This is a genomic window from Sphingomonas hankyongi, from assembly GCF_023516575.1.
GTDB classification, from domain to species: domain Bacteria; phylum Pseudomonadota; class Alphaproteobacteria; order Sphingomonadales; family Sphingomonadaceae; genus Sphingomicrobium; species Sphingomicrobium hankyongi.
Window position 1 is genome coordinate 644,573 of sequence record NZ_JAMGBE010000001.1, and the last position, 23,732, is coordinate 668,304.

General features: G+C 64.6%; 29 protein-coding genes. 23 read left to right on the plus strand and 6 right to left on the minus strand.

Annotation, left to right across the window (positions count from 1 at the left end; translation table 11 throughout):
• The first annotated feature begins 59 nt into the window (after positions 1–59).
• The 10 genes from LZ538_RS03495 (at position 60) to LZ538_RS03540 (ending at position 6,748) form a co-directional block, all read left to right on the plus strand.
• Positions 60–935, plus strand: coding sequence for an outer membrane protein (locus tag LZ538_RS03495; RefSeq protein WP_249830601.1), 876 nt, complete (start codon positions 60–62; stop codon positions 933–935).
• A gap of 389 nt (positions 936–1,324) precedes the next feature.
• Positions 1,325–1,837, plus strand: coding sequence for a 50S ribosomal protein L10 (gene rplJ, locus LZ538_RS03500; RefSeq protein WP_249830602.1), 513 nt, complete (start codon positions 1,325–1,327; stop codon positions 1,835–1,837).
• A gap of 60 nt (positions 1,838–1,897) precedes the next feature.
• On the plus strand, positions 1,898–2,278 hold the full coding sequence (rplL, locus tag LZ538_RS03505; RefSeq protein WP_249830603.1) for a 50S ribosomal protein L7/L12: 381 nt from the start codon (positions 1,898–1,900) through the stop codon (positions 2,276–2,278).
• Positions 2,279–2,388: 110 nt separating this feature from the next.
• Positions 2,389–3,363, plus strand: coding sequence for an aspartyl/asparaginyl beta-hydroxylase domain-containing protein (locus tag LZ538_RS03510; RefSeq protein WP_249830604.1), 975 nt, complete (start codon positions 2,389–2,391; stop codon positions 3,361–3,363).
• 86 nt (positions 3,364–3,449) lie between these two features.
• Entirely contained in the window at positions 3,450–3,692 is a 243-nt protein-coding gene (locus LZ538_RS03515) for a DUF2312 domain-containing protein (RefSeq protein ID WP_249830605.1), read from the plus strand.
• Between the two features lie 9 nt (positions 3,693–3,701).
• Positions 3,702–4,445, plus strand: coding sequence for a YebC/PmpR family DNA-binding transcriptional regulator (locus LZ538_RS03520; protein WP_249830606.1), 744 nt, complete (start codon positions 3,702–3,704; stop codon positions 4,443–4,445).
• 1 nt (position 4,446) lies between these two features.
• The gene (gene ruvC, locus LZ538_RS03525) at positions 4,447–4,938 is read left to right on the plus strand and encodes a crossover junction endodeoxyribonuclease RuvC (RefSeq protein WP_249830607.1); all 492 of its coding nucleotides are present in this window, start codon (positions 4,447–4,449) and stop codon (positions 4,936–4,938) included.
• A 3-nt stretch (positions 4,939–4,941) separates the two neighbouring features.
• Entirely contained in the window at positions 4,942–5,535 is a 594-nt protein-coding gene (gene ruvA, locus LZ538_RS03530) for a Holliday junction branch migration protein RuvA (RefSeq protein WP_249830608.1), read from the plus strand.
• 83 nt (positions 5,536–5,618) lie between these two features.
• The gene (locus LZ538_RS03535; protein ID WP_249830609.1) at positions 5,619–6,344 is read left to right on the plus strand and encodes a ParA family protein; all 726 of its coding nucleotides are present in this window, start codon (positions 5,619–5,621) and stop codon (positions 6,342–6,344) included.
• Complete coding sequence (locus LZ538_RS03540) at positions 6,341–6,748, plus strand: GFA family protein (protein ID WP_249830610.1); 408 nt, start codon at positions 6,341–6,343, stop codon at positions 6,746–6,748. Before LZ538_RS03535 ends, LZ538_RS03540 begins: the two co-directional genes overlap by 4 nt.
• Here the strand turns inward: LZ538_RS03540 and LZ538_RS03545 are convergent, their stop codons facing one another.
• A complete protein-coding gene (locus LZ538_RS03545) occupies positions 6,749–7,867 on the minus strand; it encodes a dipeptidase (RefSeq protein ID WP_249830611.1) in 1,119 nt (372 codons plus the stop codon).
• Between the two features lie 57 nt (positions 7,868–7,924).
• On the opposite strand from LZ538_RS03545, the gene ruvB reads away from it, so the two are divergent.
• From ruvB to LZ538_RS03570, 5 genes are read left to right on the plus strand one after another with little or no spacing between them, the layout of a single operon-like run.
• Positions 7,925–8,968 (plus strand): Holliday junction branch migration DNA helicase RuvB, encoded by a 1,044-nt coding sequence (ruvB, locus tag LZ538_RS03550; protein WP_249830612.1) that lies wholly within the window; start codon positions 7,925–7,927, stop codon positions 8,966–8,968.
• A complete protein-coding gene (locus LZ538_RS03555; protein ID WP_249830613.1) occupies positions 8,968–10,110 on the plus strand; it encodes a DUF3089 domain-containing protein in 1,143 nt (380 codons plus the stop codon). Before ruvB ends, LZ538_RS03555 begins: the two co-directional genes overlap by 1 nt.
• Positions 10,107–10,556, plus strand: coding sequence for a YbgC/FadM family acyl-CoA thioesterase (locus tag LZ538_RS03560; RefSeq protein ID WP_249830614.1), 450 nt, complete (start codon positions 10,107–10,109; stop codon positions 10,554–10,556). The genes LZ538_RS03555 and LZ538_RS03560 overlap by 4 nt, the downstream gene beginning before the upstream one ends.
• Positions 10,553–11,842, plus strand: coding sequence for a Tol-Pal system beta propeller repeat protein TolB (tolB, locus tag LZ538_RS03565; protein WP_249830615.1), 1,290 nt, complete (start codon positions 10,553–10,555; stop codon positions 11,840–11,842). Before LZ538_RS03560 ends, tolB begins: the two co-directional genes overlap by 4 nt.
• Complete coding sequence (locus tag LZ538_RS03570) at positions 11,839–12,312, plus strand: OmpA family protein (protein ID WP_249830616.1); 474 nt, start codon at positions 11,839–11,841, stop codon at positions 12,310–12,312. Before tolB ends, LZ538_RS03570 begins: the two co-directional genes overlap by 4 nt.
• Here the strand turns inward: LZ538_RS03570 and LZ538_RS03575 are convergent.
• On the minus strand, positions 12,309–12,614 hold the full coding sequence (locus LZ538_RS03575) for an SEL1-like repeat protein (protein ID WP_249830617.1): 306 nt from the start codon (positions 12,612–12,614) through the stop codon (positions 12,309–12,311). The two genes, LZ538_RS03570 and LZ538_RS03575, sit on opposite strands and share 4 nt — an antisense overlap.
• A gap of 79 nt (positions 12,615–12,693) precedes the next feature.
• Positions 12,694–13,527, minus strand: a complete 834-nt coding sequence (panC, locus tag LZ538_RS03580) for a pantoate--beta-alanine ligase (protein WP_249830618.1) — start codon at positions 13,525–13,527, stop codon at positions 12,694–12,696.
• Between the two features lie 69 nt (positions 13,528–13,596).
• Here panC and LZ538_RS03585 point away from each other — a divergent pair, with 69 nt between their 5' ends.
• Genes LZ538_RS03585 through LZ538_RS03595 form a run of 3 tightly spaced genes read left to right on the plus strand, consistent with a single transcriptional unit; the run spans position 13,597 to position 16,823 of the window.
• Positions 13,597–14,388 (plus strand): division plane positioning ATPase MipZ, encoded by a 792-nt coding sequence (locus LZ538_RS03585; RefSeq protein ID WP_249830619.1) that lies wholly within the window; start codon positions 13,597–13,599, stop codon positions 14,386–14,388.
• A gap of 32 nt (positions 14,389–14,420) precedes the next feature.
• Positions 14,421–15,800, plus strand: coding sequence for a phosphoglucomutase/phosphomannomutase PgmG (pgmG, locus tag LZ538_RS03590; RefSeq protein ID WP_249830620.1), 1,380 nt, complete (start codon positions 14,421–14,423; stop codon positions 15,798–15,800).
• A 12-nt stretch (positions 15,801–15,812) separates the two neighbouring features.
• On the plus strand, positions 15,813–16,823 hold the full coding sequence (locus LZ538_RS03595; protein ID WP_249830621.1) for a GAF domain-containing protein: 1,011 nt from the start codon (positions 15,813–15,815) through the stop codon (positions 16,821–16,823).
• Here the strand turns inward: LZ538_RS03595 and LZ538_RS03600 are convergent.
• Positions 16,802–17,803 carry a ligase-associated DNA damage response exonuclease gene (locus tag LZ538_RS03600; protein WP_249830622.1) on the minus strand — a complete coding sequence of 334 codons (1,002 nt, stop codon included), beginning with the start codon at positions 17,801–17,803 and terminating at the stop codon, positions 16,802–16,804. The genes LZ538_RS03595 and LZ538_RS03600 overlap by 22 nt on opposite strands.
• A 51-nt stretch (positions 17,804–17,854) precedes the next feature.
• On the opposite strand from LZ538_RS03600, the gene LZ538_RS03605 reads away from it, so the two are divergent.
• Genes LZ538_RS03605 through LZ538_RS03615 form a run of 3 tightly spaced genes read left to right on the plus strand, consistent with a single transcriptional unit; the run spans position 17,855 to position 20,736 of the window.
• Positions 17,855–18,034 carry a hypothetical protein gene (locus LZ538_RS03605; protein ID WP_249830623.1) on the plus strand — a complete coding sequence of 60 codons (180 nt, stop codon included), beginning with the start codon at positions 17,855–17,857 and terminating at the stop codon, positions 18,032–18,034.
• Positions 18,031–20,445: a ligase-associated DNA damage response DEXH box helicase gene (locus LZ538_RS03610; protein WP_283937614.1), complete on the plus strand. Its 2,415-nt coding sequence runs from the start codon at positions 18,031–18,033 to the stop codon at positions 20,443–20,445. Before LZ538_RS03605 ends, LZ538_RS03610 begins: the two co-directional genes overlap by 4 nt.
• A 9-nt stretch (positions 20,446–20,454) precedes the next feature.
• Positions 20,455–20,736: a hypothetical protein gene (locus LZ538_RS03615; RefSeq protein ID WP_249830625.1), complete on the plus strand. Its 282-nt coding sequence runs from the start codon at positions 20,455–20,457 to the stop codon at positions 20,734–20,736.
• Here LZ538_RS03615 and LZ538_RS03620 read toward each other — a convergent pair.
• Positions 20,733–22,247: a M20/M25/M40 family metallo-hydrolase gene (locus LZ538_RS03620; protein ID WP_249830626.1), complete on the minus strand. Its 1,515-nt coding sequence runs from the start codon at positions 22,245–22,247 to the stop codon at positions 20,733–20,735. The genes LZ538_RS03615 and LZ538_RS03620 overlap by 4 nt on opposite strands.
• A gap of 63 nt (positions 22,248–22,310) precedes the next feature.
• On the opposite strand from LZ538_RS03620, the gene LZ538_RS03625 reads away from it, so the two are divergent.
• A complete protein-coding gene (locus LZ538_RS03625) occupies positions 22,311–22,763 on the plus strand; it encodes a hypothetical protein (protein WP_249830627.1) in 453 nt (150 codons plus the stop codon).
• Between the two features lie 17 nt (positions 22,764–22,780).
• Positions 22,781–23,443, plus strand: coding sequence for a ligase-associated DNA damage response endonuclease PdeM (gene pdeM, locus LZ538_RS03630; protein WP_249830830.1), 663 nt, complete (start codon positions 22,781–22,783; stop codon positions 23,441–23,443).
• On the opposite strand, the gene LZ538_RS03635 is transcribed toward pdeM, so the two are convergent.
• A complete protein-coding gene (locus tag LZ538_RS03635; protein ID WP_249830628.1) occupies positions 23,440–23,679 on the minus strand; it encodes an aminotransferase class IV in 240 nt (79 codons plus the stop codon). The two genes, pdeM and LZ538_RS03635, sit on opposite strands and share 4 nt — an antisense overlap.
• Positions 23,680–23,732 lie beyond the last annotated feature (53 nt).

Consider the following 23,732-nt stretch of genomic DNA (forward strand, 5'->3'; position numbering starts at 1 on the left):
TACCGTCCGGCGAACTAACCGGCCCCTGCTCCCTCGGGAGTTAGTAAAAGGGGTTATAAATGAAAAAGTATCTGCTTCTCGCCGCCGCGGGTCTCGCGGTGGCGTCTCCTGCTGCGGCGCGAGACGGTGCCGGCTACATCGGCCTCGAAGGCGGCATCCTCTTCCCGAACAACACCGACGTCGACGTCAACGTGACGGCCGACGGCGAAACGATCGCGGACGAGAACAATGCGTTCGAGATCGATTACAACACCGGCTACGACATCGACCTGGTCGGCGGCTATGACTTCGGCATGTTCCGGCTCGAAGCCGAGCTCGGCCTGAAGCGTTCGTCGCTTGACGACGTCGACGTCGACGATTCCGTGCTGGACGCGATCAATGACGAGTTCGACCTCTACCTCACGCAGGACGATCTCGACCTCGGCGGCCACGCCCGCGTCATGTCGGGCATGATCAACGGCCTCGTCGACCTCGGCAACGAGAATGGCGTGAACGGCTTCCTTGGAGCCGGCATCGGCCTCGCCGGCGTCAAGTATAGCGCGTTCGGCGACAGCGACAGCGACAGCGCCTTCGCATGGCAGCTGCTCGCCGGCGTTCGCACCCCGATCAGCGAAAACATCGATCTCGGCCTGAAGTATCGCTACTTCCATACCGGCGACCTGCACTTCAACGACAGCTTCGACTTCGATGACGTGACGTTCGGTGGGCGCCTGTCGGGCCACTACAGCTCGCACAGCCTGCTCGCGAGCCTGGTCTACAACTTCGGCGCGGTAGCGGCTGCTCCGCCCCCGCCGCCTCCGCCGCCGCCGCCGGCAGCTCCGGCGACGCAGACCTGCGCCGACGGTTCGGTGATCCTGGCGACGGACGCATGCCCGCTGCCGCCGGCTCCGCCTCCCCCGCCGCCTCCGGCGAACTCGGGCGAGCGCGGCCGCTAATCGCGAACCTCTCCGCTCACCGCGAGCGGAAGGGGCAACAGGGGGTCCCGGGCGAGGTTTCCGCCTCGCTCGGGATTTTCTGTTCCTGGCTCCCAGAGGGCCAACGACTTGATCATGTGCGCGATTCCGCTATAGGCGCGCTTCGCGTCCGGCCCCGGCCGGTCGCACTCGTCCGAGACAGCTGCCGAGGCCCTCTCTCCGGAGACCCTCTTAATCTGCAGCCTAGACGGGGACAGGAATCACCGGAGCGCGATTTGCGCCCCGTCGTGCGTTGCTGCTGGCAGCGCCATCGATCCAATGCCCCACGGACACGAGCGCTCAGGCGATTTCGCCTGGGTATTTGTTGAACCTCGGCCGGAGTCCGCTTCGGTCGAAATGTTGGAGTTGGCATGGATCGTTCGCAAAAAGCCGATCTGGTTGCCGCGCTGAAGGACGTCTTCTCCGAGACCAGCGTGGTGGTCGTCACCCGCAATCTCGGGCTCTCCGTGGCGCAGTCCACGGAGCTGCGGTTGAAGATGCGCGACGCCGGCGCCCAGTTCAAAGTTGCGAAGAACCGGCTTGCACTCATCGCGTTGGACGGCACGCGTTACAGCCCGATCGGAGACCTTCTGAAGGGTCCGACCGCGCTTGCAACGTCGACCGACCCCGTCGCGGCCGCAAAGGTCGCGGTGGACTTCGCCAAGACGACCGACAAGTTCGAGATCGTCGGCGGCGCGATGGGCGACACCGTGCTCGATGTGAACGGGATCAAGGCGCTTGCCTCGCTTCCGTCGCTCGACGAGCTGCGCGCGACCCTCGTGGGCCTCATCCAGGCTCCCGCGAGCAAGATCGCCCGCACCGTCAACGAGCCCGGCGCGCAGCTTGCCCGGGTCTTCGGCGCCTATGCGGCTCAGGCTGCTTAAGGCCGACCTTTTTCAATCAACGCACGACACATGGGGCGCTGCCCCGCAAAGGAGTATCAAATGGCTGACATTGCAAAGCTGGTCGACCAGCTGTCTGAACTGACCGTCCTCGAGGCCGCGGATCTCGCCAAGGCCCTCGAAGAGAAGTGGGGCGTCTCTGCCGCGGCCGCGGTCGCGGTTGCCGGCCCGGCCGCTGGCGGCGGCGCTGCCGCTCCGGCCGTTGAAGAGAAGGACGAATTCGACGTCATTCTCACCGGCGACGGCGGCAAGAAGATCAACGTGATCAAGGAAGTCCGCGCAATCACCGGCCTTGGCCTGGGCGAAGCGAAGGCGCTGGTCGAAGGCGCGCCGAAGCCGATCAAGGAAGGCGTCAACAAGGACGAAGCCGAGAAGATCAAGAAGCAGATCGAGGAAGCCGGCGGCACCGTCGAGCTCAAGTAAGCTTCCTTTCGGTTTTTGAGTACAAAGGGGCGGCTCCTCCCGGGGTCGCCCCTTTTTGCGTTGGCGGACGTCACCCGTAAAATGGGAGCCTGGTCCACAGGATATTCTGAATGCGCCTGACCCAACCACTCCTGAAATTGCCCATTTCCTTCTCCGAGGAGCGGCTCGCCGCGGAAGTGCAGGCGCTGCCCTCCTCCGCATGGCAGCCGCATCCTTCGAACTTCGAAGGCAATGATGCGGTCAGGCTCGTCACGCCAAGAGGATCGGCGACCGATGATCTCGCGGGACCGATGTTCCCGACCGAGGCGCTCCGCGCCTGTCCCTACATCATGCAAATCATGGCCGAGCTCGGCGCTGTGTGGGGCCGCAGCCGCCTGATGGGCCTGGGGCCGGGACGCGAAGTGCCGCCGCACGTGGACAGCCATTATTACTGGCGCACGCACTTGAGGATACACATCCCGGTCATCACCAACCCGAAGGTGACCTTCATGTGCGCCGACCAGTCCGTGCACATGCAAGCCGGAGAGTGCTGGGCATTCGACTCCTACCACGGCCACGGCGTCCGCAACGATGGGGACGAAAGGCGGGTCCATCTCGTCCTCGACACCGTGGGAGGGGCACGATTGTGGGACTTGGTTGATGGCGCGCAAAATGGAGGCGCGGATGAGTTCTTCCTTGAACCGGATAGCCGTGCCGCCGAGCCGATCGCCTATGAACAGGTCAATTCTCCCAAGGTCATGTCGCCGTGGGAGATCCGCGGTCATCTCGCCTTCCTTCGCGAACATGTGCTGCCCCACCCCCAGCTCAACGATGTTTGGCGAGCGCTGGATCGGTTCGTCACAAGCTGGATGGCCGCGTGGGCGCGCTTTGGAACGTCCGACGAGGGCCTCCCCTTGTACCGCGAACTGACCCAGGAAATCATCGCGGAGCTGACGGCCTTGCGCGGGGGCGGGATCCTCCTCGACAACAGCAAGGCCTTGTACCGATTCCTGAACGAGATGATCTTCATAAATGCGGTAGCGCAGCGACCCGACGAGCTGGTCGCGCCCGAAACCTGCCCAAAGGCGGAGCAGCTTGCTTCGTGACTTCAGTGCGTGCCGCGGCTAACAGACCGGGCGGCCGATTCTAGCGGCAGGCAATCACAACAAACTGGATGTGGAGTTCGTCAAACATGGCGGAAGGAAGTGTCGCGGCGGATCAGCTGCGGCTGTTCATCGAGCGGATCGAACGTCTCGAGGAAGAGAAGAAGGGCATCGCTGACGATGTCCGCGACGTCTATGCCGAGGCCAAGGCCAACGGTTACGACCCGAAGATCATGCGGATGATCGTGCGCCTGAGGAAAATGGAGACCCATACCCGCCAGGAACAGGATGCCGTGCTCGAGACCTATCGCGCGGCGCTCGGTTTGGAATAAGAAACAGCCATGGCGGGCCATTCCAAATTCAAGAACATCATGTACCGGAAGGGGGCGCAGGATAAGAAGCGCTCAGCCCTCTTCTCCAAGCTGAGCCGCGAGATCACGGTCGCGGCGAAGATGGGCTTGCCCGATCCGGACGCGAATGCGCGGCTGCGTGCCGCGGTGATCGCGGCTCGCGCGCAGTCGATGCCGAAGGACAACATCCAACGGGCGATCGACAAGGCGACAGGCAACGATGCCGAGAATTACGAGGAGATCCGTTACGAGGGCTTCGGTCCTGGCGGAGTGGCGCTGATCGTCGAAGCGCTATCCGACAATCGCAACCGGACCGCGACCAACGTCCGCACGGCCTTTTCGAAGAATGGCGGCAACCTCGGCGCGAGCGGAAGCGTGAGCCACGGATTCGAGCGGCTTGGCCTGATCGAATATCCGGCGAGCGCCGGCGATGCCGACAAGGTGCTCGAGGCAGCGATCGAGGGCGGCGCGGACGACGTCGAAAGCGACGAGGACGGCCACCGCATCTGGACCAGCATCGACAGCCTCCACGAGGTCGCGCGCGCACTGGAGCCGATGCTCGGCGAGGCCGAGGGCGCGAAGCTAGCCTGGAAACCGTCGACTGAGGTCGAAGTCCGTGGCGGCGACGCCGAGCAGCTGATGAAGCTGATCGACACGCTCGAGGAAGACGACGACGTCCAGACCGTCTGGGGCAATTACGACGTGCCCGAGGAAGAGCTCGAGAAGCTGGCCTGACGTGAAGATCCTCGGCCTCGACCCAGGACTTGGGACGACCGGCTGGGGCTTGATCGAGGCCGAAGGCAATCGCCTCCGCCACATCGCGAATGGGCAACTGAAGACGGACACGACAGCGGAGCTGCCGCGCCGGCTGGCACATCTTGCGAACCAGCTCGACGCCCTGGTCGCCGATCGGAAGCCGGACACCGCTGCCGTCGAGGAAGTGTTCGTCAACAAGAACCCGCAGTCGACGCTGAAGCTCGGCCAGGCGCGCGGGGTCGTGATCATGGTCGCGGCGCGCGGCGGCCTCGACGTTGCGGAATATGCCGCCCGGCTGGTCAAGAAAGCGGTCGTCGGCAACGGCAATGCCGAAAAGGTCCAGGTCCATGCAATGGTTGCGCGCCTGCTGCCTGGGGCGCCGATCGCCGGTCCCGACGCCGCCGATGCGCTGGCCGTGGCGATTACCCATGCTCACCACTTGGCGAGCAAGCGCTCCGGCATTAGCCGTTAGACAATGATCGCGCGTCTTACTGGAACGCTTGCCGAGATCGGCGCAGACGGCGCCGTCATCGACGTTGGTGGCGTCGGTTATCTCGTGCACATGAGCGGACGCACGCTCGATGCGATCGGGCCGCTCGGGGGCGAAGTGCTGATCCTGACCGAGCTGCAGGTCCGGGAGGATGCCTGGACCTTGTTCGGCTTCGGGTCGGCCGTGGAACGCGATGCGTTCCGGGCCCTGACCAGCGTGCAGGGCGTCGGCGGACGGCTCGCCCTTGCGATCCTCTCCGTCCTTTCGCCGGACGACCTCGCGCGCGCAATCAGCCAGGGAGACAAGGCGATGATCGGCCGCGCGAACGGCGTCGGGCCCAAGCTGGCGATGCGCATCGCCAACGAGCTCCAGGGCAAGCTTGGCGTGGCGGGCCTCGGCGCTTCGCTTTCTCCTGCTCCGCGCGCGGGAGCAGCCGCGGATGCGCTGTCAGCTCTGTCGAACCTCGGGTTCAAGCCCGCCGAAGCGAGCGCGGCGGTCAATGCGGCCCAGGACGAGCTCGGCGCGGACGCTTCGCTCGATGCGCTGGTTCGACTGGCGCTTAAAAAGGCAGCCAAGTAGGAGATTCCCCGGACGTATTGCTGCGCTCAATGCTGCAATGACTGTCACGGAACTGACATCAATCCGTTCGAGGGTCGGATGCGATGATCATAGCGGTTTACAGCGCGAAAGGCGGCGTCGGGAAGACGACGCTTGCAGTGAACCTCGCCTGGGCGAGCGCGGCGCTGTCGAAGCGGCGGACATTGCTGTGGGACCTCGATGCCCAGGGCGCGGCCAGCTACATCCTGGGCCAAGAACCCCTCAGCAAAGGCGCGCGATCGAGCATCACGCGCGACGGCGATGCCGCAAGCTTGATCAAACCCTCGAACACGGCGGGCATCGACATCCTTCCGGCGGACGACAGCCTGCGCTCGCTCGACTATGCGTTTCACGACCTCGGAAAGCGCAAGCGCCTCGCGAAGGTCGCCGCCGAGCTCGAGCGCGACTACGACCGGATCGTAATCGACTGCCCCCCGGGCCTGACCGATACGTCCGACCAGATCCTGCGCGCATCCGACCTGGTGGTTGTCCCCGTCATTCCTTCCGCGCTGTCGCAGCGCTCGCTCGACGTCATCAAGGCCCATGTGGCGCGCAAGAAAGGGCCCAAGGTGACGCTCGCCCCGGTATTCTCGATGGTCGATCGCCGGCGCGCGATCCACCAGGCGGAGCTAGAGAAACACAAAGGCTGGCCGACCATTCCGATGGCCAGCGCATACGAGCGGATGAGCGACCTGCGCGCGCCGATCGGCGAGCTGCTGCCTCGATCGGCCGCGCCGGTCGAAGCCGTTGCGCAGCTTTGGCGAAGGATCGAAAGGGCGCTGAACAAATGATGGAACGCACTGCATCCTGCCGCTGCGGGCAGCTGAAAGCGACGACGAGGGGCGAGCCGGTCCGGATGTCCGTTTGCCACTGCCTCAATTGCAAGAAGCGCTCAGGCAGCGCCTTTGCCGCGCAGGCCCGCTGGCCGAAGGCGGATGTGGGGATAGAGGGCCGCTCGGAAACCTTCATCAAGGTCGCCGACAGCGGCAATCGGGCCACCTTTCATTTCTGCCCCGAATGCGGGTCCGACGTTTATTATGAGATCGACGGCAAGTTCGACGACAAGTTCGACGATCTGATCGCCGTCCCACTCGGCGCGTTCGACGACCCCTATTTCTTCAAGCCCGGTTACTCGGTCTGGGAGTCGCGCAAGCACCACTGGGTCGAGGTAACAGGGGACATCGAGCACATGTGATCACCCGTCCCAAGCGTCCTTGTATACCCGCAGGAAATTGCCGCCGAACAATTTCTCCAGCCGCGTCTGGGTCCAGCCCCGCTTCGCCAGGTCACCCGCCAGGCGCCGGTAGCGGTCGATACTGTTATAGTCCGAGAGCAAGGGATAGACGCCGATCGCCTCGCCCGGCGAGGCTATGCCGGCATCGATGCGCTGCTTCTGCCACTCGTCGAGCTTTTTCCTCGTCTCAGCGTCGAGCATTGTCGGAAGCACGCCATTGTCGGTGCCGATGCCGACATGATCCTCACCCGCGACCTTCGCCACATGCTCGATATGGGCAATGAGGTCGGTTCCTTTCGGGTGGCTGTCGAGCGTCAGGAACGGCATGAAATAGACGCCGACGACGCCACCCTTGTCCGCAACCGCCTTGATCGTTTCATCAGCCGTGTTGCGGGGATGATCGGTAAGCGCCTTCGCGCCGGTATGGCTGATCACGAGCGGACGTTTGGCGTGCGCGGCAGCCTCGGCCATGGTGCGCGCTCCGCCGTGGCTGAGATCGAGTAGCAGCTTCTCTGCCTCGATCCGCTCGATCGTCGCGCGGCCGAGCTTCGAAAGCCCCGCATTGGCAGGCTCGAGCGCACCATCGCCGGCGAGGTTGCGATTGTTGTAGGTGAGCTGGACGGTCATCACCCCGTCCTTCTTCAACTGCGCCAGGCGATCGAGCTCAGGGCCGACCATGGACGTGTCCTGGGTACCAAGGATAACGCCGAACATGCGTGAGCGCTTGGCCTCCAGGATATCGGCGGCGCGGCGAACCAGAAGCAGGCGGTCGGGATTTGCACCCAGGAGGTCGTGCCTAGCGGCGATGTCCTTTTGATATTCGGCCCAGCCGTCGGCCGAGTTGCCCACCGGAAAGACGGTGTCGCGGACGACCGTAACGCCGGTCGCGAGCGTCTCTTTCCACGCGCGGTCGCTCAATCGGGTGACGCCCTCGGTCCCATAGGGATCGTCGGTGCCGCCAAGGGCATCGATGACGATCGCCCGGTCGAACCAGTCCCCGCCCGCCTTGCGCGCCAGGGCGGGCGCCGAGGCGAGCACCGCGGCGCCTCCAATCATCATGGACCGCCGATCGACCTGCATGCCCCTTCCCCCTCACGCTTCTTGTCGAGCGCCCATGCATCTGCGAATCAGGGAGCGATGGCAACCGACCCCGCCCGCATCACCACGCCCGAGCGCACCAGCGAGGATGCGGACGCGGCGCTTCGCCCAAAGAGCCTCGACGAGTTCATCGGCCAGCAGGCCGCGCGCGAGAATCTGCGCGTGTTCGTCCATGCCGCAAAGGGACGGGGCGAGGCGCTCGACCATGTGCTGCTCCACGGCCCTCCCGGGCTCGGCAAGACCACGCTCGCCGGGATCCTCGCGCGGGAAATGGGGGTGGGCTTCCGGGCCACGTCCGGTCCGGTGATCGCCAAGTCCGGCGACCTTGCGGCGCTGCTGACCAACCTCGAGGACGGCGACGTCCTCTTCATCGACGAGATCCACCGGCTCAATCCGGCGGTCGAGGAGGTGCTCTACCCGGCCATGGAGGACCGGGCTTTGGACCTGATGATCGGCGAAGGACCGTCAGCGCGCTCGGTTCGGATTGAGCTGCCGCGCTTCACGCTCATCGGCGCAACGACGCGGCAGGGTCTGCTGACGACACCGCTTAGGGATCGCTTCGGCATTCCGGTGAGGCTGAACTTCTACACTGTCGAAGAGCTGGAGCAGGTCATCCGCCGTGCGGCGCGCCTTCTCGGCGCCGAGCTCAACGACGACGGCGCGCGGGAGATTGCGCGCAGGTCGCGCGGGACCCCGCGAATCGCCGGGCGGCTGCTCAGGCGCGTGCGGGATTTCGCACATGCCTCCGGCAGCGACACGATCACCGCCGATGCGGCAGACCGCGCCTTGTCGCGGCTCGAAATCGATGCGCTCGGCCTGGATGCCATGGACCGGCGCTATCTGACGATGATCGCCGATCTCTACGGGGGCGGGCCGGTCGGTGTGGAGACGCTTGCCGCCGGACTGTCGGAGCCGCGCGACACGATCGAGGACGTGATCGAGCCTTTCCTCATTCAGCTGGGCCTCATCGCTCGCACTGCACGAGGGCGCTGCCTGAACGGCCGCGGCTATGCCCATCTTGGGCTGCCGGTACCGAAAGGAGGCCAGGCGGGATTGTTCGACCAGGGAGCGTCACCCAAGTAATGCGTGCCTTCATTCTTGCCGCTGCCGCGCTTGCCGCAGCGGCCCCCGCCGGCGCCCAGACGCGAGCGGCCGCTGCAGCCCCAGATTATGCAAAAGACTCCGGCTGGCTCTGCTTGCCCGGCCGGGCCGACATCTGCTCCACGCCGCTGCCGACCACGGCGCTCAATTCGAACGGTTATGGCTCCGTGGGTCGTAGCACCGTCGCCAATAATCCCGCGATCGACTGCTTCTACGTCTATCCGACGGTTTCCAGCGATGCGGGGCTAAACAGCGACATGAATCCGGGTCGCGAGGAAAAGCTGGCCACCGAGAGCCAGTTCGCTCGCTTTGCCGGCGTCTGCCGTCCCTTCGCTCCCGTCTATCGCCAGATGACCCTCGCGTCGGTCGCGGCTTATGCGGCCGGCGTCGACATCACGCAGGCGGCGGTTCTGGCTTATGGCGACGTGGTCGCGGCCTGGCGCAATTACATCGCCACCAGGAACGCAGGCCGTCCGTTCGTGCTGATCGGGCACAGCCAGGGCAGCCTGATGATCCAGCAGCTGATCGCGCGCGAGATCGAAACCAAGCCCGACGTCGCGCGGCGGATGAAGCTGGCCATCATACCGGGTTACAACGTGCTGGTCCCGCAGGGGCGCCTGGTCGGCGGAACGTTCAAGAAAACGCCCTTGTGCAACGGCCCAAGCCAGACCGGCTGCGTCATCACCTGGACGAGCTTTCGCGAGAAGAACGCGCCGCCCCCCGGAGCCATCTTCGGCTATGCCGACAAACCGGGGATGACGGTCGCTTGCGTCAATCCGGCTCGGCCCGGCTCGCGTAACTGGGAGAGCCTCGACAGCTATTTCTTCACCCGCTCGACCTTGCCGGTCCCCGGCGGTCCGGTGCAATGGTCGACCGACGGCGCGCCGCCGACCCCCTATGTCCGGACGGAAGGTCTGGTCTCGGCACGGTGCGTCAACGAGGGGCAGCGAGGCTATCTGTCGGTGCGCACCAACGCGGATCCGAAGGACAAGAGGACCGACCGCATCGGCGGCGAAGTGGCGGTGCTTGGCATGTTCCTGCCCGGCTGGGGAATGCATCTCGCCGATATGGCCATCGCCGAGGGCGACCTGATGAGACAGGTCGGAGACCGCGCGGGCAAATGACAGATTTCGACACCCCCTATCGCGGCGGCTTCATCGGGCCGGAGCATCACTTCGCCCTCACCGTCTATTTCGAGGATACGGACACCGCAGGCGTCGTCTATTACGCCAATTATCTGAAGTTCATGGAGCGGGCGCGCTCGGACATGCTGCGTGCGGTTGGGGTCGACCAGCGCGATGTGCTCGATGGCGGCGGCGGCGCTTATTATGTCGCGGAGGCGAACATCAGATATCTCAGGCCCGCGCGGCTTGGCGATGACCTGGTCGTCGTCAGCACCGTCGACATTGTCCGAGCTGCATCGGTCCAGATTCATCAGCGAGTCATCCGGGGCAGTGAACTGTTGACCGATGGACGGGTGACCGCGGCGTTCCTGGATGCGAACGGGCGTCCGCAGCGGCAACCCAAGGAATGGGTCGAGAAGTTCAACGGGATCATCAACCGGAAGTGAAAAAGCTATTGATATCGATGCTGGCGGCGGCCGTCGCCGTGCCAGCAGCCGCGCAGCAGGCCGTGCCCGTGATTGCGGTGCCGCCCTTGTCCTCGCCCGCGGACAAGCAGACTAGCGCCGGAAGCACGCTGGCGATCGCCTGGCAGGCGACAGAATTGATCGCACAGGATCTCCGCACGACCAGCGAAGTGCTTGCGCTGCCGCCGAACCAGCAGAAAGACTTCTATTCCTATCCGGAAGTCACGGCGCCGACTTTTTCTCGATGGCGAGCAAAAGGCGCAAAGGCGCTGCTCACTGGCTTCGTCCAGGCCAGGCCAGACGGCCGTCTCGCCGTCGGCTGCTATGTCTACGATACCGAAAAAGGCACCGAACTGGGCCGCACGGGCTTCGTCGTCGCTCCAGACGACTGGCGGCGCGCAGCGCATAAATGCTCGGGCCTTGCTTATAAGAGCCTGACGGGCGCGCCGGGCATCTTCGACACGCGCATCGCCTATGTCGCAAGGACCGGTTTCGGCACGGCGCAATCGAGCCGCATCGCGACGATGGACAGCGATGGACTCAACCACAGCTATGTAACGCCTCCGGACGGGCTGGTGACGACGCCCAGATTGTCGCCGGACGGGGAGCGCCTCGCCTATGTGAGCTTCAGTGGCGGACAACCGCACATCCTGGTGCGCGACCTGGATTCGAACGAGGAACGCCCGCTCGCCGGGACCAGCTTGCCGAGCTTCTCGCCTCGCTTTTCGCCGGACGGCAACCGCGTCGTCTTCTCGATGACCAACGGCGGGAACACAGACATTTACGTGACAGGCGCAACCGGGGGTTATCCGCAGCGCCTCACGACCTCACCGGGAATCGACACGAGCCCGAGCTTCTCGCCCGACGGGCGCAGCATCCTTTTCGAAAGCGATCGCTCTGGAACTCAGCAGCTGTACGTCATGAGCGCCGACGGATCGAACCAGCGCAGGATCAGCTTCGGCGGGGGCTGGTATGCCGCCCCCGAGTGGAGCCCGGATGGAGAGATGATCGCATTTACGAGCCGCGGAAACGACGGATTGCGAGTAGGCATCATGAAGGCAGACGGGACCGATGCCCGTGTGCTTACCAGCGGGCCACGCGACGAGGGCGCCAATTGGGCCGCGAGCAGCCGCGAACTCATTTTCCAGCGCGTTGATGTTGCGGGCCGGCCCGGAATTTATCGCGTGACCTTGTCAGGAGGGGAGCCGCGCAAAGTGACTGTCCCGCAGGACGCCGCGGACCCCGACTGGTCGGGGGCGCGCGAATGACACGGCCGCCAGTCTTTCTGGCCGCGGTTGGCCTCCTCATCGGCGCCGAGGCGAGCGCCCAGCTTCGAGTGCCGCCTGTGGTACAGCGGGTGCTGCCCGGACGGCAGCCGGCGCAACCCGTGCTGGTCGGCATCGATGCTCTTCGTGCGGATTTCCTTGCGCGCACCGGGGGCAACACGGTCTATTTCGCTGGGGACAGCTTCGGCCTCGTTCCCGCCGCCAAGACCAATCTCACGGCGCAGGCGCAGTGGCTAAGGCAGCATCCCGAGGTGGTGGTCAGCATCGAGGGGCATGCGAGCCCGCTCGACACGCGCGACCATGCGCTGGCCCTCGGAGCTCGGCGGGCGCAGGAGGTCCGCGATTTCCTCGTTCTGATGGGCGTTCCCGCCGCCCAGCTGACAGCCGTCAGCCTGGGCAAGGAGCGGCCGGTCGGCGCCAACTCCCGCGTGGAGACGATACTGGTTCGTTAAGCGGCGCGGCGCTGATAGCCGCAAGCGCTAAGCCAGGCCCGCGCCTGACGTTGTGCTTCGGCGATCTCTCGAGCGGTCATCTCGGCTGCGATCTCGGCACGGCATTGCTGCCCGCGAGTGCAACCCGACAGCGCCGCCAGATTGAACCATTTGTGCGCTTCGATCAGGTCGACCGCAGCTCCGCCGCGACCCGTGGAATAGGTCACGCCAAGCTCGAACAATGCGTCGACGTCGCCGTTTTCCGCGTCTGCAAGACGGCTGCGGATCAGGAACTCCGCGCTCTTCTGGCTGATGGCACCCATGAATTGTCCCCCTCAATCCTTTATGAGGACAAATTCGTCCGCCGATCCCAAAGAAATGGTTAACGGCGAAAAACCATGATCAGACGGAGATATTGTCGATTAGCCGCGTCGTGCCGATCACGGCCGCAGCAATCAGGCGCATTGCACCCGCCGGAGCTTCGATCGGCTCGAGCGTGTCAGCATCCACCAGCGCGAAATAATCGGTCCGGGAAAAGCCGGCGTCGACGAGCGAGCTTCGCGCTGCCTGCAGGACATCGGCGACGGAGCTACCGCCAAGGATCTTTTCGCGCGCATCATGGAGCGCACGAGGCAGCGCCAGCGCATGCTGCCGCTCGTCAGCAGACAAATATGCGTTGCGCGACGACAGAGCCAGGCCGTCCGGTTCGCGCACCGTCGAGACACCAACGATCTCGACCCCGAGACCAAGGTCCGCAGCCATTCGCCGGATTACGGCGAGCTGCTGGAAATCCTTCTCGCCGAACAGCGCCACATCGGGCCGCATCGCGAGCAACAGCTTCGCGACTACGGTAGCCACGCCGTCGAAATGGCCGGGGCGCGCCTCGCCCTCCCATCGCTCGCTGATGCCGGAGACGCGGACCGTCGTCGCGAAACCTTCGGGGTAAATGTCCCTGACCGCGGGCATCCACAACAAGTCGCAGCCGGCCTCTTCGAGCATGGATGCGTCTTCGGCCTCACGCCGAGGGTAGCGGCTGAAATCCTCCGACGGTCCGAACTGTGTCGGATTGACGAAGATGGTCGCCGCGACCCGGTCGGCCCTGCGCTTCGCTTCGGTGACCAGCGCGATGTGGCCGGCGTGGAGCGCGCCCATGGTCGGCACGAGGGCCAATGTCGCCCCGCCGCGCAGTTTTTCGCGCACAAACGCCAATTCTTCACTGCTACGAACGGTTTGCACGCGGGCGCGGCCTCTTATAAACCTGTTAACGGGGCGGCGTTTCGATGCCGTAGGGGAAAAGATCAAGCCATGAGCCAACCGCATTTCATCGTCTTCGCCAATGAAAAGGGCGGAACCGGCAAGTCGACCACGGCAGTCCATACGGCCGTCGCGCTCGCGGCTTCCGGCCATCGGGTCGCGGCTCTGGACCTCGACAGCCGCCAGCGGACGATGACGCGCTATCTCGAAAACCGCGACGCCACGATGCGCCGGCTCGCGAAAGATCTGCCGCAGGCATCCTACGAGGTGCTCGAGGATCACACCGAAGACGCGCTTGCAGCGGCGATCGACCGACTTTCGATGGAAGCGGACGTGCTGGTCGTCGACACGCCGGGCCGCGACGATGAGCTGGCACGTTCCGCGATCCTGCGCGCCGACACGCTCGTCACGCCAATGAACGACAGCTTCGTGGACCTCGACCTGATCGGCCAGGTGCATCCGGAAAATTACAAGATCACCAAGCCGAGCTTCTATGCCGAGCTGATCTGGAACAGCCGGACGGCGCGCGCCAAGCAGACCGGCAAGAGCGTCGACTGGGTCGTGCTTCGCAACCGCCTGCAGCATATCGAGAGCCACAATTTGCGACGCGTCGGAGCCGCGCTCGACGAGCTGGCCCGCCGCGTGGGCTTTCGAGTCATTCCCGGCCTGGGCGAGCGCGTCATCTACCGCGAGCTGTTCCCGAAAGGCCTGACCCTGCTCGACCTGCAGCAGCTGGGCGAAGTCGGCATTGCCCACATCACGGCCCGGCAGGAGCTGCGCGAGATGATCGCCGGCCTCGGAATCCCCGGCCAGGAAGAGCAGAAGCTGGCCGCCGTCGGTTGAACCAAAGCGCCGCCCCTGCGTAAGGCGGCGAAATGACTCACCGGTTCAACCCCACCATCCTCCGCGAATATGACATTCGCGGAATCGTCGGAGACACGCTGACCGAGGCCGACGCCTACGCGCTCGGCCGGACGTATGCGGCGCTCGCTCGTGATGAAGGCGCGCAGCGCATCGCCGTCGGCCGTGACGGACGGACGCACAGCGGGGCACTCGAAGCGCAGCTCGTGCGCGGGTTGACCGAAGGGGGCGTGGACGCGGTCATGGTGGGGATGGGCCCCTCGCCCATGCTCTATTTCGCGACCTATCACCTCGATGTGGACGGAGGCATCCAGGTCACGGGCAGCCACAATCCGGCCGACTACAACGGGTTCAAGCTGCTCCTCAAAGGCCGGTCCGTCTTCGGCGCCGAAATTCAGGCGATTGGGCGCCGCGCCGCAGCCGGCGACTGGAGCCAAGGCTCGGGCACGATCGAGGAAGTCGATGTTCGCAGCGCCTACGTGGATCGATTGCTCGAAGGCTTCTCGGGCAATGCCTATAGGGTCGGCTGGGATGCGGGCAACGGCGCGGCGGGGCCAGTCCTCGACATGCTCGTCGACCGGCTACCCGGACAGCACCACGTGATCTTCAGCCAGGTCGACGGCAATTTCCCGAACCACCACCCCGATCCCACGGTCGAAGCCAATCTCGCCGACCTCAAGGAACTGGTTGCGAGCGAGCAGCTCGATTTCGGGATCGCCTTCGACGGGGACGGCGACCGTATCGGCGCGGTCGACGGCACCGGTCGCGTGATCTGGGGAGACCAGTTGCTGATGATCCTCGCCGAACCGGTGCTGAAGGAGCGGCCGGGCGCTACGATCATCGCCGACGTCAAGGCGAGCCAGATGTTCTTCGACCGCGTCGCCGAGCTGGGCGGAACGCCGCTGATGTGGAAGACCGGGCACAGCCTCATCAAGTCCAAGATGAAGGAAACGGAAGCACCGCTTGCGGGCGAGATGAGCGGGCACATCTTCTTCAAGCATCGCTGGTACGGTTTCGACGACGCCCTCTACGCCGCAATCCGGCTGATCGAGGCGGTCAGCGCCTCGGGCCGCTCGCTCACCGGGATCATGGATGCCATGCCGAAGACCATGGCCACCCCGGAAATGCGCTTCCAGGTCGACGAGAGCCGCAAGTTCACGATCGTCGATGAGGTCCGCGACCGCCTGTCCGCGGACGGCGCCAAGGTGGACGACACTGACGGGGTGCGGGTGAGCACGGGCGACGGCTGGTGGCTGCTCAGGGCGTCGAATACGCAGGATGTCCTCGTTGCGCGCGCCGAAGCCAAGGACGAAGCAGGCGTTGAGCGCCTCGTTGCGCAGATCGACGAGCAACTCGCCAAGTCCGGCGTGAAGCGCGTCGAGATTGCTCACTAGCGACGGATCGTCTTGAGTGACTGGCGCACGCCGTTGCTGTATGGCGGCGTCATGCTGGAGCAAATGTCTCCACGTCACCGCGATCACGAGCGGGAACGGCTCCAACTCATGTTCGAGCACGCTCCCGGCTTCATGCTTCTCGTGGAGGGTCCGAGCCACAGGATCGCGATCGCCAACCGTGCCTTTTCCAACATGGTCGGCGGTCGTGAGCTGGCCGGGAAAATCCTGTCCGACGGCCTTCCCGAATTCATTGAGCAGGGCGTGGACGAGATTCTCGATGGCGTGACCCGCTCGGGCGAGGCGTTCGTTGCGCAGGGCATGCCTCTGGCGGTCGAACGGTCGGACGGCTCGATGGAAGAGATCCTGGCCGATGTCGTCTTCCAGCCGATCCCACCGTCGGAGGGACATCCCGCCGGCGTCTTCATCCAGGGCCAGAATGTCACCGATGACAAAAGGAGCCAGGCGCTGCGCACGGCGCACAGCAAGGTGCTCGAGCTGGCGATCGGCGACAGCCCATTGGAAGAGACGCTGAGCGCACTGATCGACATCGTCGAATCGTCGTCGAGCACGGGCGTCATGGGCTCGATCCTGCTGCTCGACCCGGACGGCAAGCATTTGCGCCACGGCGCCGCGCCCAGCCTGCCAAAAACTTACATGAAGGCGATCGACGGAGCCGAGATCGGCGCCTGCTGCGGCTCCTGCGGCACCGCCGCATACCTCGGCGCCGCGGTGTTCGTGTCCGACATCGCGACCGATCCCCTATGGGCGGACTACAAGCAGCTGGCCTTGCCGCACGGTCTGCGCGCCTGCTGGTCGATCCCGATCCTGACCCGCGGGCGGAAGGTGCTGGGCACGTTCGCAATGTACCATCGCGAGCCGCGCGAGCCGACGATCCGCGACCTGCTGCTCGTCGACCTCATTACCCAGACCGCGGCGCTGGTGATCGACAGGGATCGCGCGCTCAGGGAGCTACAGCACATCAGGCTCGGGCAAGCGTCGGGTCAGTCGTCTTCGTCCTCGTAGCCCACCAGGTTCAGCTCGCACGCCTTGATCTGGTGCGTCATGCACCAATGCTTGAGCGCTTCCTCGCGACCGTGCGTGATCCACACTTCTGCCGGCGCGAGCTCGCGGATTGTTATCGTAAGCTCATCCCAGTCGGCATGATCGGAGATGATCAGCGGAAGCTCGACGTTCCGCTGGCGCGCGCGCTGTCGGATCCGCATCCAGCCTGAAGCCATCGCCGTTACCGGATCGGGTAGACGCCGGGACCAGCGGTCGTTGAGCGCTCCCGGCGGTGCGATCACGACATGGCCAGCCATCTCCTGCTTGGACGCGCCACCGGTATGGCGAAGTTCGCCAAGCGCGATGCCGAAGCTTTCGTAGAGCTGGTTCAATCGCTCGATCGCGCCGTGGAAATAGATCGGATCGTGGTGCCCCCGCGCGCGGAGCTCGGTGATGATGCGCTGCGCCTTGCCGAGCGCATAAGCACCTACGAGCACGCACCGGCTCGGGTCCGAGTGGAGGCGGTGAAGCAGCCTGTCGATCTCGCTGCCGGTGTCGGGATGACGGAAGACCGGCAATCCAAACGTCGCCTCAGTGATGAAGATGTCACAGGGAACGGGCACGAAGCACGGGCAGGAGGGATCCGGCCTGCGCTTATAGTCTCCCGACACGACCACGCGTTCGCCCTTGTGCTCCATCACGATCTGGGCGGAGCCAAGCACATGGCCGGCGGGGACGAACCTGACGTCCACACCGCCGACGCGAATGGTTTCGTCATAGGCAATCCCCTGCCCGCGCGGCTGCGGTCCGTAGCGCGTTGCCATGATCGCCAGCGTCTCCGGAGTGGCAAGCACCGCGCCATGTCCACCGCGGGCATGGTCAGAGTGGCCATGCGTGACCCATGCCCGATCCTTCGGCTGCGACGGATCGATCCACGCGTCCGCGGGACGGACGTAAATCCCTTCCGGGTGGGACTCGATCCAGGAACCTAAGCGCGCCATTGCGAGCTATATAAGCGAACGACACTAGAGTTCCCGCGGGAGGAGACGCTTATGGATGAATCTATGTGGGGGATCGTGAATATCCTTGGGCCGGCGATACTGCTCATCGTGCTGGTCTGGCTGGTGATGCGGAAGCGATCGACCGGAAAGACGGGCCGGACCGAGCAGGCCACGCGCGATCTGTATCGCGAGGAGGAGGAGCGCCGCCGCGAGGGAACCGACGAACTCTGAGCGCGCCCACGCTTCCAGGCGTCGTCCAGCAATGGTTTGAACGAAAGGGCTGGGAGCCGCGCCGCCACCAGCTCGAGATGCTGGAGCTTGCGCGGCGGGGACGGAGCGCATTGCTCGTTGCAGCGACTGGCTCAGGGAAGACGCTTGCGGGTTTCCTCCCAACCATCTGCGAGCTGGCGGAAGACCCGAACGAAGGCCTCCACACGCTCTACGTTTCGCCGCTCAAGGCGCTTGCAGTCGACGTCCAGCGCAACCTGATCGGCCCGATTGAGGAAATGGACCTGCCGATCCGTGTCGAGACGCGGACCGGCGACACGCCATCCGACCGAAAGGCCCGGCAGCGGGTCAAGCCGCCGCAGATCCTGCTCACGACGCCGGAATCGCTGAGCCTTCTGCTCAGTTATCCCGACGCGTCGACCATGTTCGAAGGACTGCGCGCGATCGTCGTCGACGAGCTGCACGGCTTCGCGAAGGAAAAGCGCGGCGACCTGCTCTCCCTGTCGATGGCGCGCCTGCAAAAGCTGGCCCCGAGCCTGCGCCGCGTCGGGTTGTCGGCCACGATCAGCGACCCCGACGCCTACCGTTCCTGGCTCGCGCCAGGCGCCGACATGGATTTGGTCGACGTGGTCATCGGCGACCCGGGTGCGGAGCCCGACCTTTCAATCCTCATCCCGGAGAACAAGATCCCCTGGGGCGGCCACAGCGGGCGGCATGCGGCGCGCGAGGTCATGGACCTGATCGAGGCGCACAAGACGACGCTGGTTTTCTGCAACACGCGCAGCCTCGCCGAGCTTATCTTCCAGGACCTCTGGGCGGTAAACGAGAAGGCGCTGCCAATCGGCATCCATCACGGTAGCCTCGCGGTCGAAGCTCGACGGAAGGTCGAGGCGGCGATGGCTGCCGGGAAATTGCGCGGCCTGGTCGCGACCGCGAGCCTCGATCTCGGGATCGACTGGGGCGACGTCGACCTGGTCGTCCAAATGGGCGCTCCAAAGGGCAGTTCGCGGCTCCTTCAGAGGATCGGGCGCGCCAACCACCGGCTCGACGAGCCTAGCAAGGGCACGATCGTGCCGGGCAACCGGTTCGAATATCTCGAAGCGCGAGCGGCTCTCGATGCGATCGACGACGGCGAGCTCGACCCGGAGGTCTTCCGCCCCGGAGCGCTCGACGTGCTTGCGCAGCATATCCTCGCCATGGCGGTCGCCGCTCCGTTCCAGCAGCAGGAATTATTGGCCGAAGTGCGCTCCTCCGCGCCCTATGCCGGGCTGAAGGACGAGACGTTCGAGGAGATCCTGAGCTTCATTGCGACCGGCGGCTATGCATTGAAGGCCTACGATCGTTTCCGACGGCTCGTTCCCGAGCCCGGCGGAATGTGGCGCATCGCCCGTCCGCAAATCGCGCAGCAGCATCGCCTCAATGCCGGGGTCATCGTCGAGCAGCCGTTGCTGACCGTGCGTTTTCGCAACGGCCGCAAGCTCGGCACGATCGAGGAAGGTTATGCGTCCACGCTCGCTCCGGGCGACCATTTCTACTTCTCTGGCCTCAGCCTCGAGGTCGAGCAGTTCAAGGACACGGACATCATTGTCCGGGCGTCATCCAAAACCGCGCGGATCGTCACTTACGGCGGTCAACGCATGTCGATGTCCACCCATCTTGCGAACCGCGTGCGTCACATGCTGTGCGACCGCAACGACTGGCACCGTTTCCCCGACGACGTGCGCGACTGGCTGGAGGTCCAGTCGGAGCGCTCCGTGCTTCCCGAGCCGCACCAACTTCTGGTCGAGACCTTCCCGCACGAAGGCCGCCACTACATGGTCGCCTACAGCTTCGAAGGGTGGAACGCGCATCAGTCGCTCGGCATGCTGATCACGCGGCGCATGGAAAGCGCCGGCCTCAAGCCGCTGGGATTCGTCGCCAACGATTACGGCCTCGCCTGTTACGGTCTGGAGTCCATCCGCGATCCGAAGGCGCTCTTTTCGTCCGACATCCTGGAGCAGGAGTTCGTCGACTGGGTCGAGAATTCCATGCTCCTGAAGACCGCGTTTCGTGAGGTCGCCGTGATCGGCGGATTGGTGGAGCGGCATCATCCCGGCAAGAAGAAGTCAGGTCGCCAGGTCAGCTTCTCGACCGACCTCATTTACGACGTGCTGCGCCGCTACGAGCCACAGCATTTGCTGTTGCGAGCCGCTTGGGACGACGCTCGCCGACGCATGACGGAACTGGGTCGGCTCGTCCGCCTGGTCGATCGTGCGGCGGCGACGATGCTTCATGTCGAGGTCGATCGGATCACGCCAATGGCCGTGCCGCTGATGGTCATCGTCGGCCGCGAGGCCCTTCCTCCGGGCGCCGAAGCCGACGAAACGCTGCTGGTGCAAGCCGAAGCGCTCGCACAGGAAGCGATGAGCCTGTAAGCTGCTCGAATGCGAGGCCTTTTCCTGATTCCTGTTGCACTATCCCTGTCCGGCTGCGTGGTTGCAACGGTGGCGGAGACCGCCGTCGACGTGGTCACGCTACCGGTGAAGGTGGTCTCGGCAGGCGTTGACGCGGCGACGACCAGCCAGTCCGAAGCGGACGAGAAACGCGGGCGCGAGCTGCGCAAGCAGGAGGAAGCGCGCGGCCGTGAGCTGCGGTTGCTTCAGGAACGGTGCCGGAAGGGTAAAGCCCTTCCGACCGACGATTGCAGTGGCGTCCCAGTAGGCTAGCGGCCCGCGCGCGCGACCTCGTAGAGGAAATCTGCGTAAAGGACCGCCTGGTCATCGAACCCGGCGGTCTTGGGATTGGTGCTGTCGATCAGCAGCCATTCGTCGGGCGCATGGGCGCCCCCTCCACGTCCCGCTCCGAACTGCCCCGCCGCCATGTTGAGCGGCGGCCCGGTGAACACCACGCCCGGCCAGCTGCCAGCCGAGCGGGCTGACATCGTCATAGGGATCTTCGCAGCTGCGAGCGTCGCCTGCTCGGCCTTGATGAGTGCGCTATTCTCATTGGTCTGCGTTGGGCTGTAGCCGCCGCTGACGATGACCTCGATATCGCCGAAGCCGCGCTTGGCGAGATGAGCCTTGAGCTTGCTCACTGCCTCTTCCTTGGTCATGTCCGGGACCAGCCGAAGGTCGAGCTTCGCCTCGGCCTTGCCGGGAAGAACGGTCTTTCCGCCGGGCCCGGTGTAACCGCTCACGAGGCCCTCAATGTTCACCGTCGGCTGCGAAGCAAGCCGGTACGAAGCCGTCAGATAATCTTCATTCTTGTACCAATGCTTGATTCCCAGCGACTTCATGTCGTCGGCTTCGTTCGAGGCGGCCACGTCGGCGGCAATCAGCTCCTTCTGACGCGCGGTCAGCGGCTTCACATTCTCGAACCAACCATCGATCGCCGGAGTCTGACCGTCTTCGGCCACCAAAGTGTTCAGCGCCTTGATCAGGTGCCAGACAGGGCTGTCGACGTTCGCCTTGAGGCTCGAATGGATGTCCTTGTTCGGCCCTCTTCCCCATTTCTCGCCGCTGGAGACCAGCTGCACCTCGATCACGCCCTTGGCGCCGAGCAATAGGCTAACGTTTCCGTCGATCGCCTGATTGGGGGACGGAATGAACACGCCCACCGACTTTTCCAATGCGGCACGCACGTCGGGCTGGGTAACGACATTATGGAAGTTCGGAGATCCGATCTCCTCCTCGCCCTCGGCTACGAGCACCAGGTTGACGGGAAGCTTCACGCCTGCCGCCTTGAAGGCGTGCAGGGCCGCAAGGAAGGCGGTCTCCGGTCCCTTCTGATTGACCGCGCCACGGCCGATCATGACCTTGCCTTCCCCGGGACGGTCGACGATGCGACCTTCGAGCGGCGGGGAAGTCCACTCCGATGGCTCGTAATGCTTGACGTCGTACATGAAGTAGACGGCGACCGTCTGCTTCGCGCCCGCGTCCAGCGTCGCGAAAACCCCCGGCACGCCGCCGCTGTCCACGACCCGAGCCTGCTGGAAGCCGGCGTCGAGCGCCAGCTTGCGCATATATTCGGCGCCCTCGCGATGATTGATGTTCATGTTCGCGATCGTCGGCAGCTTGATCCAGTCGCGCAGTCGCTCGACCGTCGCGTCGTGGTTCGCGTGGATTGCAGCGACCACCTTATCGCGCCCGGGATCGCCCGGCGCGGCCCATGCGGGAACCGCGGCAACGCCAGCGGCGAGCATCACGGCAAGATTCAAGAAAGCTCGGCTTCTCGTCATGTAGTCCCCCTCTTCTCCGATCCGAGACTGGACGGACCAATTGTCGAAGTCCAGACGAGGCCGATGCGCTACTTCCTCGACACCGAATATAACGGATGGGGCGGAGAGCTCATGTCTCTCGCACTGGTGCCCGATCAAGGCGAGGAGCTGTACCTGACGCTCCAGACGGATCGCCCTCCCATCGAGTGGGTCGAAAGGCATGTCGTTCCATACCTCGACATGGTTCCGCACCAGCTTTCGTGCCCGCGTCTAAGTCGCGCCGACGCGGCGCATGCGGTCGAGCAATATCTGCGCCACGACAGAGAGACCCTGATCGTCGCCGACTGGCCCGAGGACGTATCCCAGTTCTGCAGCCTGATGGTCACCGGCGAAGGGAAGATGATCGAGGTTCGCCATGTGACCTTTCGATTGTGGCCAATGAGCAACTTCAGCACGGCGGAAAACAGCAAGGTCCCGCACAACGCGCTTCACGATGCCCGGGCGCTTCGCGACCATGTGTTGACGCTGGAACCGTGACCGTCGATTGGTCGGCCATGGTTCCCTTTTCGTTCGCGAGCGAAACGTTTCTGGCAACAGCGGAAGGCGCGCTCTTCTGGCCCGAGCGCGAAACGCTGCTTGTCGCCGATCTGCACCTCGAAAAGGCAAGCTGGTTCGCGCGGCTTGGACAATTTCTGCCGCCTTACGATTCGCAGGCAACATTGTCGGCTCTTGCGAAGGAGGTTGAGCGAACAGGAGCGAAGCGGCTCTACTGCCTCGGCGACAGTTTTCACGACCGCTTCGGCTGCGAGCGCCTTCCGCGCGACGCGCGCAGCTTGCTGACGGAGTTGACGACGGCACTCGATTGGACGTGGATCGTCGGCAACCACGACCCCGGCTTCGCCGATCATTGCGGCGGACGGCTGGTCGAAGAGGAGGAAGTCGCGGGCATCGTCCTTCGTCACGAGGCCGTCCGTGGCGAGCTGCGGCCCGAGATGTCGGGCCATTTTCACCCGAAGCTGAGGCTCAACGTCAAAGGACGGCACGTGTCGCGCCGCTGCTTCGTGGTCTCCCCCAGCAAGATCATCTTCCCGGCGTTCGGATCGCTGACCGGCGGGCTCGATGCCCATCACCCGCAGATCATCGAGAATGTGGGTCCGGGAGCGTCGGCGCTGGTGCCGACCACCGATCGGCTGCTGCGCTTCCCGCTGGCCGCCTAGGAAATCGTGACCTCAATCGCCATCGCCCCTGTCGGCGAGAGGAGCAGACGCGCCGTGGCCGGGCGGCGCTTCCCAAAGGTCGCGGCCTGGAGCTCATTGCGCGCAGCATGGCGATCGAATTTGAAGCCTTGCGCCTCGGCAGCGCTCTTCAGCCGATCGAGATGTTCGTCCAGATTGGCGATGCCGTCTTCGGGATCGAAGCGCATGATCTCTTCAAGGTCGGGGTGCGGGCTCATCTGGGCGCATCATTGTAGGCGCGGCTTGCCAACCGCAAGCCCCGCGATTGCGC